Source organism: Streptomyces sp. NPDC038135, assembly GCF_055601245.1.
Map to the genome: position 1 here is coordinate 157097 of NZ_JBVJXS010000007.1, position 13968 is coordinate 171064.

Below are 13968 nucleotides of genomic sequence, written 5' to 3' on the forward strand. Positions count from 1 at the left end.
AGAAGTGAGGGTGTCCGGATGATCCTCGCCCAGAACACGACGACGACGCGTGAGAACGTCCTCCTGCATCCGGCGAGCCTCCGCATACTCCCCCAGGTGGCTCAGGGTGACGGCGAGGTCGTTCGCAGAGTGAAGGGTGTCGGGATGATCCGCGCCCAGGACGCGGCGACGGCGAGAGAAGGTGTCCTCGATGAAGGAATGAGCTTTGGTGAGGTCACCCAAGCTGACAGTCGCGTGCCCCACATACTGCGCGCAGGTGAGGGTGTCGGGGTGGTCTAGCCCCAATTCAGTACGCCATGACTGATGCAGCGCCGTGCTGAAGTCATGGGCAGCGCGCGGCAGACCGCTGCGGATTAGGAAGTGAGCAGCTTTTGTGAGTGTGGGGCGCAGTTCAGGACGAGCGGCGATGGCGGTGGTGACCTGAGGGGCGGTGAGGTGGGCGGTAAGGGAGGCCCACGCCTGCCAGTCGGCCGGAGATCGCGGGTCACCCGGGTTCACTGCTGCGAGGACAGCAGTGACATCGTTGTGAATGGCTGCAACGAGGTCAGGACTCGTCTGAGTGCGGACGATGGCCTGGGTGAGGCGATGGATCTGGAAGGTGTCGTAATCGGTGCGGGCCAGTCCGAACCGACCAAGGGGCTGGAGGGCCTTGCGGAGCCACATCGGGTCGTCTGGATCGCCGGGAATGCTGGCCAGGCAGGAGCGGGACGTCTCTAGCCAGGCGCTAGGAATGGGTTCAGGGCCGAGGAATGCGCCGAGACTGAGCAAGGCGGCCGCGGCGGGGTGACCGTCTTCTGCGAGACGGGCGACGGCGATGTTGACCGTCGCGGCCAACGACGCGGGATAGTCGCGCACGTCGCTCTCCTGCAGGAGGCGTGCGGTGTTGGTGCCCAGAAGTTGACGGTAGCGGTCCAGGGTCATGCCGCTGCGCAGGACTCCCGCAGCTTGGGCGAGCGCAAGGGGTAGGTCGCCGAGATCCTGCGCCAGGAGATCAGCGTGCTCGGTGGTCATTCCCGGGATACGACTCTTGAGGTAGGCCAGGGAGTCGGTGCGGGTGAACACGTCCAGGTCACTCTGGTGAGCGATCCCGAGCCAGTCGGGGTTGCGTGAGGTGATCAGAATGTGGCCTGGCCCCTCGGGGAGCCAGGGCTCGATCTGGTCGGGGTGTTCAGCGTTGTCGAGAATGAGAAGCCAGCGGTGCCGCGTCCGCAAGTGCTGGAGAAGAGCACGGGCGTTTGATTCGGAGCCGGCGTCGGATTTGGCAATGCCGAGGCGGTCGGCGAGTTCGGTGTAGCGGACGGGCAACTGGTCGGCCTGTTCGGCGTCGACCCACCACACGATGTCGTACTGGCTGGCGAAGCGGTGGGCGTACTCCAAGGCGATCTGAGTCTTCCCGATGCCACCCATGCCGTGGAGCGCCTGGACCACTGCTTGACGCCCGGTAAGCAGACTGGTACGTAGTTCACTCAATACAGCCTCACGGCCGGAGAAATCAGGGTTACGGCGGCGGACATTCCACGCCTCCGGCAGGCCGACGCTGCTGGGTAGGCGGGGACGCTCTGTATCAGGTTCCGCAGTCGCACTGGCGGATGCGGCACCGGGGAAGGCGACCGGATCGGTAGGGGCAACCGGTCCGTGGACGGCTTCGAGCAAGGCAGCAGTAGCAGCGGTCTCGTCCAGACCGTGAACGTCTGTGCGCAGTATCCCGGCCATGAGGGCGGGGATGTCGTCATCGGCCAGAAGCTCGATCGCCACAGGAACGAGACGCCCCCGCAGGGCCAGGGTGGCCGACCACTCTTCCCGGGTCCATCGTTTGGGGACGAAGTATTGCCTGGAAAACAGGGCCACCACCGCATCGGCCCTGTCGAGAGCAAGGTTCATCTTCTGGACGAAGTCGTCTCCGGTGCGCCAGTGCCACCGGTCCAGCTCAACCTGGTGCCCGGCCTGCTGGAGTTGCCAGCTGGCCCACTCGGCCCAGGCCCGGTCCGGGCCTGCATAGCTGACAAAAATTCGTTGCGTGATGTCGGTCACCGGCGACCCCCAAATCCCCTGACTCGTACGTGGAGCACAGGCCATGATCTCGCGTATACCGTGGGACAGGGCAGGGAACGCCGAGATCTGGTAGATGAAGGGGCAGGGAAATGACCCAGGCGCCGAAGAACGTGGAAGTCAGGCTGAAGCTGCCGATGCTTGAGATCGCCGGCAACTGGGAGCCGAACGACGCGGAGCGGCGCGCCGCCTGGGAGCTCTACGTAGAGCTGATCACCCGAGTGTCCGTGGTACCGCTACGGGAGAATGAGGGCCTGCTGCGGGAGGCCCTCACAAGCCTTTACTCCCTGTTCGCGACCACCCGGGAGATCCTGCGACGCCACGGCCCGCAGATCGCCGAACCGAAACGGAACGGTCAGTACAACTTCGGTTACCTGGCAGTGGCGATGCTCAATTACGGCGTCCGCCCGCTCTTGGCCACTTGGCACCCCGCCCTGGAGGACTGGGAGACCCGCCGCCCAGCGGACCGCTCTCCTCGCGACCATGAGCACGCCTGGCCCGAGTCGGCTCAGCTGCGAACCGCCTTGAACGACACCCGTCACATCCTTGCCTCATATGCCGACCTCCTCGCCACCGCCTGCGGCGTACCCAACCTCCTCGGCGCCTATCCAAGCCCTCGCTCTTGACGCACCACCAGGCGCGAGCCAAGCGCGCCTGCAAATCGCGGGTGAGCTGGGCACCCGTTGCCAGTAGCTGCCGACAGATTTACAGCGGGCCCAGTGGCGTTCCGTGTGCCACATCTCGTCGGGGGACACCTGGGGGGAAACGGCAGGTCGTGCCGAAACGGAACTCGGTGGTCGCTCTACGATCCGGCTGCGCCCGCCTCGGTGCGTCATCGTTCCCCGCCGTTGACCGGTAAATCGGATCTCCGCGGCCGTCCTCACACTGGAGCGGCAACGCTGAAAGACCTCCTGAGGGGTCGCGGCCGTCGATCGCGCCCCCTCAGCCGTTGGCGGTCGTCGCTGGCCGTCGTCGCACGGCCCAACTGGGAGATTTACGGACTTTTTGCACCTCACAGATCTACTTCTGGCCCCTGTACATGGGGACGGCGATCCCGATCGACGACTGGAGATCGCGGATGTGGCTGGACACGTGGGTGTAGACGGGCGTACGCACCAGGGCGGCCCGGCTTGTTGCCGGGCCGTCCTCATACGCCCCTACTTCACGTAGAAGCAGTCCCAGGCGTCGCCGATCTCTTCCCCGTAGACGTTGGAGACGCGGTCCAGGGCGTTCTCGCCGTACTGCCACTTGCAGACGTCCTCGACAGATATCCCTACGACGCCGGAATTCCCCGAGTGTGCACAGAACCATTTGTACGCAGGGTATTTGACGTCCTCTCGGTTGATGAGATCAAGACCCTTGGCCTTGCACCAACCCTCAAGGTCCGGGCTTCCCGCATACCCGGCGAACGTCGCACACTCCCACCCGGTATACGTTTCGCCCATGGTCGCCAGGCGGTCGATCTCACTGACACCGGGGTAGGTCAACTGACAGGCTTCGGATACGAGCTGGTGAATTTGCTCGGGTCGGTCGAACTCGTCAGCGCTCCCGTCATCGTTCACACAACGGATGGAATACGCGTCGCTGCCGGTCCCCACAAGAGTAGCGCCCCGGGCCTGCCCCCGGTTATTGCAGGCCTCATCGAACGCGGCCTTCGTCAGGGGACGGAGAGTGTTCGAGTCCGCCTGCTGCACCATGAGGCCGGACTCCGCTCGTGCTTGAGACTGATAAGGAGTCGCGTAGACCCACGCGCCAGTGAACGCGGAAGCCGTAACAAGCGACACAGTAAGTGCTGTAACGCGCTTCGGCATGGAGATCTCCCGCCAGGACGCGGCTGCGGATCGAGCAGCCGAGGCACTCCGACACGGATGGTTCGCACGCGTCGGCCGGCTCCCTTCGAAGGCCGCCCCGTGTTCGACGCTACGCTCCCTCGCTGCCTCTCGCAGCCGAACGCCGACGGCTGGGGGCGCATGACACACGCGCACACGTCGACGCCGTCCGGCCGCCGCCGGGCACCCGGCGGGACCGTCGGTGTGGCGCCTCACTGCAGGCTCTCATCGGTGTCGGCGTCGCCCGGCACGGGAAGGCGGCGGCCGCGGGACTCGGCTACGCGTAGTGCGTCGGCCAGGCATTCCGAGAGCCGGATCGCGGTGTAGCGGACCTCGACGTTCGGGGACAGCGGGTCACCGAGCAGTTTCCGGGCCGCGACCAGCACCTCCAGGCCATCGGCCAGCTGCAGATCCTCCGTCTCGTCGGCAAGCCGCGAGAGGTAACCGCCCTCGCCGGCGGTGGCGAGGAAACAGGGTTTGCCCTCCGGTGACGACCAGGGGAGCAGCCTGAGCTTGGTGCGGGGGTCCATCAGGCCGCCGTCCTCTCCGCGCCGATCACGTGCTGGTCGAGGTCGATACCGAAGTCGGCGGCGAGGACGAGGGTGCGGCGGCGATGCCTTTGACGTGCCCTTTCCTGCTCGTTGGCCGTGAGGTAGGGGCGGACGAGCCGGGATTCAGAGCCGTCCAGGGGGAGGTGAAGGCAGTACGGCGAGCGGTGGATGGGGAGGCGGAGGGAGTGGGTGGGGCGCCTGGGCAGGGGCCGAGGAGGGCGGGGGTCCCCGGCTCGGTGGGCCCCGGTGCCCGGGCCGAGGAGAAGGACCAGCCAATGGGCAAGGCGGCGGATAAGGTCGTGCATGTCGGCGCTCCTAGGAAGCGTTGGCCGCGCCCCGGGAGGTCTTGCCACCTCGCCGGGGTCTTGTCATGGATGACCATAGCGACAACTGCGTCCCCCTGCACCCCACTCCTTCCCGCCGCGTCCCAACGCGGCAGACTGCGTCCCGCCACTGCGAGGCGCGTCGCGATGCTTCACCGTTGACGCATGACTGAGCTGCCGCGCTACGAGTACGTCAAGCTTGCGGATGCCATCGCCGGCGAGATCGCCTCCGGCAAGCTGCCGCAGGGCGCAGCCCTGCCCAGGGAGCGCGCGATGACCGAGTTGTACGGCGTCAGCATCGGCACTGTGCGGCGGGCCATCGTCGAGCTGCGCAAGCGCGGCCTGGTCGCGACCCTGCCCGCAAAGGGGACGTACGTCATCGGGGCCCCTGAGCCGACCACCGACTGAGAGCGCCATCGCCCCCGATATTCCGTTTCGGGCCCGGCCCCATCCCCCTACCGTGACCCCGTGACGACTCAAGTGATCGTGCTCAACGGTGGGTCCAGTTCGGGGAAGTCCGGGATCGTGCGGTGTCTTCAGGCGGTGCTGCCGGGGGCGTGGCTGGCGTTCGGGACGGACACGTTCGTCGACGCGTTGCCGGGGTCCATGCGGGCCGGGGACGGGGGGATCGGGTTCGGGGCGGACGGCGAGGTGGTCGTCGGCGCGGAGTTCCGGGAGCTGGAGGCGGCCTGGATCGAGGGCGTCGCCGCGATGGTGCGGGCGGGGGCCCGGGTCGTCGTGGACGAGGTGTTCCTCGGCGGGGCGGAGTCGCAGGCGCGTTGGCGGAAGGCGCTGGACGGGCTCGGGGTGTTGTGGGTGGGGGTCCGGTGCGATGCCGGTGTGGCCGCGGGGCGCGAGGTCGCGCGGGGTGACCGGGTCGCCGGAATGGCCGCTTCGCAGGCGGAGCTTGTGCATAGGGGGGTGGTCTACGACCTCGAAGTGGACACCACTCACGCCGAGTCGATGGAGTGTGCACGCACTATTGCCGCACATGTCGGCTGATCGCCCGTACGGCGACGTCTCTGTTAGGACAACAATCGGCAACCGCGGCCACAACAGCCCGGCAACCGCTTACAGTTCCGCTGCGGCCTGCTTTTGAACGCGTTCAGGAAACTTCCGGGCGCGGCAGGTCCCAACGGGGTGACGGGGAGAGGGAGCGCCTGATGCGCAGCGGAGTGAAGGCCGGGGTCATAGGCGGGGTGTGCGCGGTGATGCTGGGGGGCGCCGGTTACGGCGCCTACAACATCCTGTCCGCGCTGAGCGGCGACGGGGGCACGGGGGCCGCCTCCGTCCGGACCGGGCCGCCCAGCCGGGACGAGGTGAAGGACACCACGGGGAGGTTCTTCGCCGCGTGGGAGAAGGGGGACGCCGCGACGGCCGCGTCGTACACCAACTTCCCGGAGAAAGCCCGGGACTTGCTGACGGCGTACCGGAACGACGCGCACCTCACCAAGGTGCGCGTCACGCCCGGCGCGGCCACCGGCGCGACCGTGCCGTTCACGGTCCGGACAACGGTGTCGTACCAGGGGAAGACCCGGCCGCTCGAGTACGAGAGCAGGCTCACCGTCGTGCGCGGCGAGACCTCGCACCGCGCGCTGGTCGACTGGCAGCCCTCCGTCGTGCACCCCCGGCTGCGCGCCGGCGACACCCTCGCGACCGGTGAGGCCGCGGCGCCCGAGATCGAGGCGGTGGACCGCGACGGGCAGGTGCTGACGCAGGAGAAGTACCCCTCGCTCGGCCCGGTCCTGGACGAGCTGCGCAAGAGGTACGGCGACACGACGGACGGCAAGCCCGGCGTGGAGCTGGTCATACGCCACCAGGGGGCCGGCGAGGAGAGCCCGGCCGACACCACCCTGCTCACCCTGGCCAAGGGCAGGCCCGGCAAACTGCGCACCACGCTCAGCGCGAGCGCGCAGACGGCGGCGGAGACGGCCGTGCGGAAGTACCCGGACGCGTCCGTCGTGGCCGTGAAGCCCAGCACCGGCGAGATCCTGGCCGTCGCCAACCACCGTGAGGACGGCTTCAACGCGGCCCTGCTCGGCACCCGCCCGCCCGGCTCCACCATGAAGATCATCAGCGCGGCGGCCCTCATCGACAGCGGTCTGACCAGCGCGAACGGCAAGGCTCCGTGCCCGCCGACCGCCGTCTGGCAGAGCCAGACGTTCCACAACCTCAAGAACATGCCGCCGAACGAGAACGCCACCCTCTCGGAGAGCTTCGCCCGCTCCTGCAACACGGCGTTCGTGAAGTTCGCCGACGATCTCGGGGTGGACGGCCTCACCAAGGAGGCGCAGGACCGGTTCGGCATCGGGCGGAACGACTGGAAGATCGGCGTGCCGTCCTTCGACGGCCGGGTGCCCGCCTCCGGCGGACCGGACACGGCGGCCGGTCTCATCGGCCAGGGCCAGGTGCAGATGAGCCCGCTGAACATGGCCTCCGTCACGGCGACCGCCATGACCGGCGCCTTCCGGCAGCCGGTGATCGTGCCGCTGGCCCTGGACCACCGGGAGCCGGCCCGCGCCCGCGGACTGTCGCAGAGCACCGTCCAGCAGCTGCGCGCGATGATGAACCGCACCGCGACCAGCGGCACCGCGGCCACCGTGATGTCGGGGCTCGGCGGGAGCATCGGCGCGAAGACGGGTTCGGCCGAGTCCGACGGGCAGGAGAAGTCGGACAGTTGGTTCGCCGGGTACCGCAACGACGTGGCCGCCGCCGCGATGGTCCAGGACGGCGGGCACGGCGTCGACGCGGCCGGGCCGATTGTCGCAGGCGTGCTACGGACCGCGGGCTGACGTCACCCGCGCGGCCGGGGACTTTAGGCTGGTCGGCGTCGTTGGGGTGTGCGGGGCGCGGGAACGCCGGTGAAGGCGCGGAGGAACTGAGGGCTGTGGGCAAGAGAAGGCGCGTCGCCGAGCGGCGGAGGAACAGACCGGTGATGCTCGGCGGGATGATCGCCGTGGTCGTCGGCGGTGCCGGGATCGGCGCCTACGCGCTGTACGGCGGCGGGGCGGCGGCCGACGACCGGCCGTCCCGCCCGGCCGTCAAGACCGGCCCGCTCAGCGCCGCCGAGGTGCGCACCGCCTCCACCCGCTTCCTCACCGCCTGGCAGCACGGCAGGGTGACCGAGGCCGCGGCAGCCACCGACGACCCGGCCGCCGCGGCGGAACTGCTCACCGGCGCCGCCGAGGACGCCCACCTGAAGGACGTCACGCTCACCCCCGGCAGGGCCGCCGGCGCCAGGGTGCCGTTCTCGGTCAAGGCGACGGTGTCGTACAAGAGCACCGGCAAGCCGCTCGGCTACGACAGCTCGCTGACGGTCGTGCGGCGCAAGAGCGACGGCGAACCGCTGGTCGACTGGCACTCCTCGGTCGTCCACCCGGATCTGAAGGACGGCGACCGGCTCGTCACGGGCGCGTCCGGCACCCCGCCGGTGACGGCGCTGGACCGCGACGGCGGGGAGCTGACGGCCGCGCGGTTCCCCTCGCTCGGCACCGTGCTGGACGGACTGCGCGAGAAGTACGGCAAGACCGCGGGCGGCAAGGCGGGCGTGGAGCTGCGCGTGGTGCGCGGCAAGGCGTCCAAGGCGGCCGAGCTGTCCGACAAGACGCTGCTGGAGCTGAGCAAGGGCACGCCGGGGACCGTGCACACGACGCTCAGTCCGGCCCTGCAGGCGACCGCCGAGCGGCAGGTCGGCAAGCAGGACCGGGCCTCGGTGGTGGTCGTGCGGCCCTCGACCGGGGAGATCCTCGCGGTCGCCAACAGCGGGCACGGCTTCAACACCGCCTTCCAGGGCTCGCTGGCGCCCGGCTCCACGATGAAGGTCATCACCTCGTCGCTGCTGATCGACAAGGGCCTGGCCTCGGTGGACGAGAAGCACCCGTGCCCGAAGACGTTCACCTACGGCGGCTGGAAGTTCCACAACGACGACGACTTCGAGATCAAGGGCGGCACGTTCAAGGCGAGCTTCGCCCGCTCCTGCAACACCGCCTTCATCAGCCAGGCGAAGAAGCTGGAGAACGACGACCTGACCAAGCAGGCCCAGCAGGTGTTCGGCCTGTCCATGAACAACTGGGCGATCGGCGTGCCGACCTTCGACGGCTCGGTGCCGGTGCAGTCGGCGGCGCAGATGGCGGCGTCGCTGATCGGCCAGGGCGGGGTGCGCATGAACCCGCTGAACATGGCCTCGGTCGCCGCGACCGTGCAGTCGGGCGGCTTCCACCAGCCGTACCTGGTCTCCCCGTCCGTCGACCACCGCAAGCTGGCCACCGCGTCCCGCACGCTGTCCGGCAGGACGCTGGGCCAGTTGCGGGAGCTGATGCGGTACACGGCGGCCTACGGCACCGCCGCCGAGGCCATGTCCGGCCTGGGCCCCGACTACGGCGCGAAGACCGGCTCGGCGGAGGTCGACGGGCAGAAGAAGCCCAACGGCTGGTTCACCGCGTACCGGGGCGACCTCGCGGCCGCCGGGGTCGTCCAGGCGGGCGGGCACGGCGGTGACACGGCCGGGCCGATCGTCGCGGCGCTGCTGAAGCAGGGGAGCTGAGCGCCACCGGCTCGGCTCAGCTCACCACCGGTTCGGCCCGGTAGGTGCGGAGCAGAAAGTTGATCAGCGCCTTCGACTCGAACTGCACCACCGAGACGCCGCCGTCGTCGTGGAACTCGACGACCGCCTGGACGCGTCCGCACGGCCACACCCGTACGTCGCCGCTGGCGGCGGGTGCGGTCAGGCCCTGTTCGAGCAGGTCGCGGGAGCAGGTCCACTCCTGCGTTCCGGGCAGACCGATGCGCACGGACCGTGGATCGCGGTCGGGGTCGTAGCGCAGGACGACGGGTACCGCCCCCGGATCCTCCTCGTCCGTGACGATATGGGCGCGCGCGTACTGCTCGACTACAGACATCGGACCGCCCTTTCACGCTCAGTCACTGAAGCGAGAGTTATGCCTCCACTTCTTCTCTAATGTCCCATATTTTCCGATTTGCACCTCCGGGAGACGGAAACTACGTCTCTCTTGCAAACCCTTCGCAACAAGGCCCTAAAATCGTACGGTGCACGTACCTGACGGATTCATCAACGCCCCTGTCTCCGCCGTCACCGGAGTGGTCGCCGCCGGCGCCATCGCGGTGAGCCTGCGGGGTGCCCGCCGCGAACTCGACGAGCGCACCGCTCCACTGGCCGGTCTCGTGGCCGCGTTCATCTTCGCCGTACAGATGCTCAACTTCCCCGTGGCGGCCGGAACAAGCGGCCATCTGCTCGGAGGAGCGCTCGCCGCGATACTCGTCGGCCCCTTCACGGGGGTGCTCTGCGTGTCCGTCGTGCTGCTCATGCAGGGCGTTCTCTTCGCGGACGGCGGTCTCACCGCGCTCGGCGTGAACATCACCGATATGGCGATCGTCACCACGGTCGTGTCCTACGCGGTCTTCCGCGGACTGCTCGCCGTGCTGCCCCGCAAGCGGCGCTCGGTCACCGTCGCCTCCTTCGTCGCCGCGCTGGTCTCGGTGCCGGCCGCCGCCGTCGCCTTCACGCTCATGTACGCCGTGGGCGGCACCACCGACGTCTCCATCGGCAAGGTGGCGACCGCGATGATCGGCGTCCATGTGCTGATCGGCCTCGGCGAGGCCGTGATCACCGCCCTCACCGTGGGCGCCGTGGTCGCCGTGCGCCCTGACCTGGTGCACGGCGCGCGCGGGCTGCGGCAGCGTCTGCGGCTGCGGGTGAACGGCGAGCTGGTGGACGCCCCCGCGCCGACCGCGCCGGTGGCGGCACGCGCCTCCCGGCGCACCCTGTGGCTGACCGGCCTGGTCACCTCCCTGGTCCTCGCCGGCTTCGTGAGCTTCTACGCCTCGGCGAACCCCGACGGCCTGGAGAAGGTCGCGCACGACCAGGGCATCGACAAGAAGACCGAGAAGCACGCCTCGTCCGACTCCCCGCTCGCCGACTACGGCGTCAGGGACGTCTCCGACTCCCGGCTGTCCGGCGGCCTCGCGGGCGTGATCGGCGTCGGCGTCACCGTCGTCGCCGGAAGCACGGTGTTCTGGGCGGTGCGCAGGCGCCGCGACGCGGACGTCTCCCCCGCCTCCACCGCGAGCACGGGCGCCTGACGTGGGAGCGGGACACGCGCACCGGCTCTACCGGCACGGGCACTCGCCCGTGCACGCCCTGCCGCCGCACACCAAACTGGCGGCCGCCTTCGCGTTCGTGGTCGTCGTGGTCTCGACCCCGCGGGAGGCGATGTGGGCGTTCGCGGTCTACGCCGTGCTGCTCGCCCTCGTCGCGCGCCTGGCGCGGGTGCCCGCCGGCTTCCTGCTGAAGCGGCTGCTGATCGAGGTGCCGTTCGTCGCCTTCGCGGTGCTCATGCCGTTCGTGGCGGAGGGCGAGCGGGTGCAGGTCCTCGGCCTGTCCTTGAGCGTCAACGGGCTGTGGGGCGCCTGGAACGTGCTCGCCAAGGGAACCCTCGGCGTCGCCGCCTCGGTGCTGCTCGCCGCCACCACCGAGCTGCGTGAACTGCTGCTCGGGCTGCAGCGGCTGAAGCTGCCGCCGCTGCTCGTGCAGATCGCCTCGTTCATGATCCGCTACGGCGACGTCATCACGGACGAGATGCGCAGGATGCGGATCGCCCGGGAGTCGCGCGGCTTCGAGGCGCGGGGCGTACGGCACTGGGGCGTGCTCGCCAAGTCGGCGGGCGCGCTGTTCATCCGCTCCTACGAGCGCGGGGAGCGGGTGCACCTGGCCATGGTCAGCCGGGGGTACGCCGGCTCTATGCCGGTCATCGACGAGGTGACCGCGTCCCGGGCCCAGTGGCGGCACGCCCTGACCCTCCCCTGCGCCGCCCTTCTCGTCTGTCTGCTGGGATGGATCCTGTGACTGCACCTGCCTCGCTCGAGGTCTCCGGCCTCGCCTTCGCCTACCCCGACGGCCACCAGGCCCTGTTCGGCGTGGACTTCTCCGTCGCGCGCGGCGAACGGGTCGCGCTGCTCGGCCCGAACGGCGCCGGCAAGACCACCCTCGTGCTGCACCTGAACGGCATCCTGGGCGGCGGCGCCGGCACGGTGACCGTGGCCGGGATGCCGGTCGGCAAGCGGCACATGGCCGAGATCCGGCAGAAGGTCGGCATCGTCTTCCAGGACCCGGACGACCAGCTCTTCATGCCGACGGTGCGGGAGGACGTGGCGTTCGGCCCGGCGGCCGCCGGGATCAGGGGCGCCGCGCTGGAGGAGCGGGTGCGCACCGCCCTGGACCTGGTCGGCATGGGGGACTTCGCCGACCGGCCGCCGCACCACCTGTCGTTCGGGCAGCGTCGCCGGGTCGCGGTCGCCACCGTGCTCGCGATGGAGCCGGAGATCCTGGTCCTGGACGAGCCCTCGTCCAACCTGGATCCGGCCTCCCGGCGTGAACTGGCCGACATCCTGCGCTCGCTGGACGTCACCGTCCTGATGGTCACGCACGACCTGCCGTACGCCATGGAGCTGTGCCAGCGCTCGCTGATCCTCAGCGACGGCGTGATCGCGGCGGACGGCCCCACCGGCGAGCTGCTCTCCGACGACGCGCTGATGCGGGCGCACCGGCTGGAGCTGCCGTTCGGCTTCGACCCGAGGTCCGTGACGGCGGGCACGTGACCCCTGGGCACATGCCCGCGGCGGCAACGTCGATGTAACGATTCCGCCGGGCCGGTCCCGCCGAGGAATCGCAGGTCCGCGGACCCCGTTGCACCCACTGTCGCAGGCGATCGGAAAGGACGGCGGACGTGGACGTGCACGGCACTGTGGCCGAGGGCTTCGAGCCGGTCAGGCAGGCGTTCGCCGCCGGCTTCGAGCTGCTCGGGGAGCGGGGCGCGGCCGTCGCCGTGTACCGGCACGGCCGCAAGGTCGTCGACCTGTGGGGCGGCACCCGGGACGTGGACGGCACCGCGCCCTGGGCGCCCGGCACCGCGCAGGTCGTGCGCTCGGCGACCAAGGGCGTCGCCGCCGCCGCGCTCCTGCTGCTGCACCAGCGCGGCGAGCTGGACCTGGACGCCCCGGTCGGCGAGTACTGGCCGGAGTACAAGGCGGCCGGCAAGGAGCGCACCCTGGTACGGCACCTGCTCGCGCACCGGGCCGGGGTGCCGGTCCTGGACCGCCCGCTGACCCCCGAGGAGGCGGCCGACCCCGACCTCGGCGCGGCGGCCGTCGCCGCCCAGGCGCCGGTGTGGGAGCCGGGCACCGACCACGGCTACCACGCGCAGACCTACAGCTGGCTCACCGGCGAGCTGATCCGGCGGATCACCGCGCGGTCGGTGGGCGCGTACATCGCCGAGGAGATCGCCCGGCCCGCCGGCGCCGAACTGTGGCTCGGACTGCCCGAGGCGGACCAGGGATGCGTCGGCCGGGTCGGCCCCGTGGAGGCGCCGCAGGCGTCCGGCACCCTGCGGACCCGCCCCAAGCGGGCCGTGTCCGAGGCCTACGCCGACCCCGAGTCCCTCACCCGCCGCGCCTTCGCCGCGATCACCCCCCTGCCGGACGAGAACGCGCCCGCCTACCGCGCGGCGGCCCTGCCCGCCTCCAACGGCATCGCCACCGCCGACGGTCTGGCCCGCTTCTACGCCTCGCTCATCGGCGAGGTGGACGGCGGCGCCCGGCTGTTCACCCCGGCGACCATGGAACTCGCCCGCGCCGAGCAGTCGGCCGGGCCGGACCGGGTCCTCGTGGTCGGCACCCGGTTCGGCCTCGGCTTCATGCTGCACGGCAGCGCCTCGCCGCTGCTGTCGCCCGGCTCCTTCGGCCACCCGGGCCGCGGCGGCTCCCTCGCCTTCGCCGACCCGGAGACCGGCGTCGCCTTCGGCTACGTCACCAACGGCTTCCGCAAGAGCGTGACCGCGGACCCGAGGGCGCAGGCGCTGGTCCGGGCGGTGCGCGCGGGACTGGCGGCCCTCGGGTAGACGGCCGGCCGCGTCACACGTGGATCGGGTGCGAGGTCCGCCCGGACTCCGCGTCGATCTCGCCGTGCGCCTTGGTCAGCAACTGCATCGCCAGTTCGTTCAAAGCACGGGCGCCCGCTATCTCCTCGCCCACCCGGGGCTGGTTGGAGTCGACGTTGTGCCGGCTGGCGTGCCCGTGCGCCCGGACCTCGCTGCCGTCGGGCAGGCGCACCAGAGCGGCCGCACGGGTGTGCGTGTCGTCTTCCTGGAACTCCAGCTCGACGTGCCATCCCACCGTGGTGTTCATCATGTCGGCCACCTCCGG

The 13968-nt window shown here is 70.1% G+C and carries 14 protein-coding genes; 9 read left to right on the forward strand and 5 right to left on the reverse strand.

The genetic code is table 11. The features are described 5' to 3' along the window. A partial coding sequence (gene fxsT, locus ACZ7JA_RS21040) for an FxSxx-COOH system tetratricopeptide repeat protein (RefSeq protein WP_470809690.1) occupies window positions 1–2031 on the reverse strand: 2031 nt, incomplete at its 3' end. Window positions 2032–2141: 110 nt separating this feature from the next. Here fxsT and ACZ7JA_RS21045 point away from each other — a divergent pair. After that, window positions 2142–2675 (forward strand): hypothetical protein, encoded by a 534-nt coding sequence (locus ACZ7JA_RS21045; protein ID WP_450745233.1) that lies wholly within the window; start codon window positions 2142–2144, stop codon window positions 2673–2675. 531 nt (window positions 2676–3206) lie between these two features. Here the strand turns inward: ACZ7JA_RS21045 and ACZ7JA_RS21050 are convergent. Both ACZ7JA_RS21050 and ACZ7JA_RS21055 read right to left on the reverse strand, forming a co-directional pair. After that, window positions 3207–3746 (reverse strand): hypothetical protein, encoded by a 540-nt coding sequence (locus ACZ7JA_RS21050; protein ID WP_470809693.1) that lies wholly within the window; start codon window positions 3744–3746, stop codon window positions 3207–3209. Window positions 3747–4090: 344 nt separating this feature from the next. Then, window positions 4091–4408: a hypothetical protein gene (locus ACZ7JA_RS21055; protein WP_470809695.1), complete on the reverse strand. Its 318-nt coding sequence runs from the start codon at window positions 4406–4408 to the stop codon at window positions 4091–4093. 509 nt (window positions 4409–4917) lie between these two features. On the opposite strand from ACZ7JA_RS21055, the gene ACZ7JA_RS21060 reads away from it, so the two are divergent. From ACZ7JA_RS21060 to ACZ7JA_RS21075, 4 genes are all read left to right on the forward strand, one after another. Further along, window positions 4918–5160, forward strand: coding sequence for a winged helix-turn-helix domain-containing protein (locus ACZ7JA_RS21060; RefSeq protein WP_470809697.1), 243 nt, complete (start codon window positions 4918–4920; stop codon window positions 5158–5160). A 60-nt stretch (window positions 5161–5220) separates the two neighbouring features. Beyond that, entirely contained in the window at window positions 5221–5754 is a 534-nt protein-coding gene (gene cpt, locus ACZ7JA_RS21065) for a chloramphenicol phosphotransferase CPT (protein WP_351664869.1), read from the forward strand. A gap of 161 nt (window positions 5755–5915) precedes the next feature. Next, window positions 5916–7544: a penicillin-binding transpeptidase domain-containing protein gene (locus ACZ7JA_RS21070; protein ID WP_351664871.1), complete on the forward strand. Its 1629-nt coding sequence runs from the start codon at window positions 5916–5918 to the stop codon at window positions 7542–7544. A 95-nt stretch (window positions 7545–7639) separates the two neighbouring features. Beyond that, complete coding sequence (locus ACZ7JA_RS21075) at window positions 7640–9295, forward strand: penicillin-binding transpeptidase domain-containing protein (RefSeq protein ID WP_470809699.1); 1656 nt, start codon at window positions 7640–7642, stop codon at window positions 9293–9295. A gap of 16 nt (window positions 9296–9311) precedes the next feature. Here the strand turns inward: ACZ7JA_RS21075 and ACZ7JA_RS21080 are convergent, their stop codons facing one another. Continuing rightward, window positions 9312–9650 (reverse strand): SsgA family sporulation/cell division regulator, encoded by a 339-nt coding sequence (locus tag ACZ7JA_RS21080; RefSeq protein WP_351664875.1) that lies wholly within the window; start codon window positions 9648–9650, stop codon window positions 9312–9314. A 148-nt stretch (window positions 9651–9798) separates the two neighbouring features. Here ACZ7JA_RS21080 and ACZ7JA_RS21085 point away from each other — a divergent pair, with 148 nt between their 5' ends. The 4 genes from ACZ7JA_RS21085 to ACZ7JA_RS21100 all read left to right on the forward strand — a co-directional run bounded on the left by ACZ7JA_RS21085 (window position 9799) and on the right by ACZ7JA_RS21100 (window position 13664). Further along, window positions 9799–10851, forward strand: coding sequence for an energy-coupling factor ABC transporter permease (locus ACZ7JA_RS21085; protein ID WP_389303450.1), 1053 nt, complete (start codon window positions 9799–9801; stop codon window positions 10849–10851). A gap of 1 nt (window position 10852) precedes the next feature. Then, on the forward strand, window positions 10853–11614 hold the full coding sequence (gene cbiQ, locus ACZ7JA_RS21090) for a cobalt ECF transporter T component CbiQ (protein ID WP_351664879.1): 762 nt from the start codon (window positions 10853–10855) through the stop codon (window positions 11612–11614). Beyond that, on the forward strand, window positions 11602–12366 hold the full coding sequence (locus ACZ7JA_RS21095; RefSeq protein ID WP_450745244.1) for an energy-coupling factor ABC transporter ATP-binding protein: 765 nt from the start codon (window positions 11602–11604) through the stop codon (window positions 12364–12366). The genes cbiQ and ACZ7JA_RS21095 overlap by 13 nt, the downstream gene beginning before the upstream one ends. Window positions 12367–12494: 128 nt before the next feature. After that, window positions 12495–13664, forward strand: a complete 1170-nt coding sequence (locus ACZ7JA_RS21100) for a serine hydrolase domain-containing protein (RefSeq protein ID WP_470809703.1) — start codon at window positions 12495–12497, stop codon at window positions 13662–13664. Between the two features lie 13 nt (window positions 13665–13677). Here the strand turns inward: ACZ7JA_RS21100 and ACZ7JA_RS21105 are convergent, their stop codons facing one another. Beyond that, entirely contained in the window at window positions 13678–13953 is a 276-nt protein-coding gene (locus tag ACZ7JA_RS21105) for a DUF1876 domain-containing protein (RefSeq protein ID WP_351664886.1), read from the reverse strand. Between the last annotated feature and the right edge of the window lie 15 nt (window positions 13954–13968).

Excerpts from the sequence above, each read along its gene's own strand:
- ACZ7JA_RS21105 (WP_351664886.1), bottom strand. The coding sequence starts at position 13,953 with ATGATGAACACCACGGTGGGATGGCACGTCGAGCTGGAGTTCCAGGAA.
- ACZ7JA_RS21095 (WP_450745244.1), top strand. The coding sequence starts at position 11,602 with ATGGATCCTGTGACTGCACCTGCCTCGCTCGAGGTCTCCGGCCTCGCC.
- ACZ7JA_RS21055 (WP_470809695.1), bottom strand. The coding sequence starts at position 4,408 with ATGGACCCCCGCACCAAGCTCAGGCTGCTCCCCTGGTCGTCACCGGAG.
- ACZ7JA_RS21060 (WP_470809697.1), top strand. The coding sequence starts at position 4,918 with ATGACTGAGCTGCCGCGCTACGAGTACGTCAAGCTTGCGGATGCCATC.
- ACZ7JA_RS21050 (WP_470809693.1), bottom strand. The coding sequence starts at position 3,746 with ATGGTGCAGCAGGCGGACTCGAACACTCTCCGTCCCCTGACGAAGGCC.
- ACZ7JA_RS21080 (WP_351664875.1), bottom strand. The coding sequence starts at position 9,650 with ATGTCTGTAGTCGAGCAGTACGCGCGCGCCCATATCGTCACGGACGAG.
- ACZ7JA_RS21070 (WP_351664871.1), top strand. The coding sequence starts at position 5,916 with ATGCGCAGCGGAGTGAAGGCCGGGGTCATAGGCGGGGTGTGCGCGGTG.
- ACZ7JA_RS21045 (WP_450745233.1), top strand. The coding sequence starts at position 2,142 with ATGACCCAGGCGCCGAAGAACGTGGAAGTCAGGCTGAAGCTGCCGATG.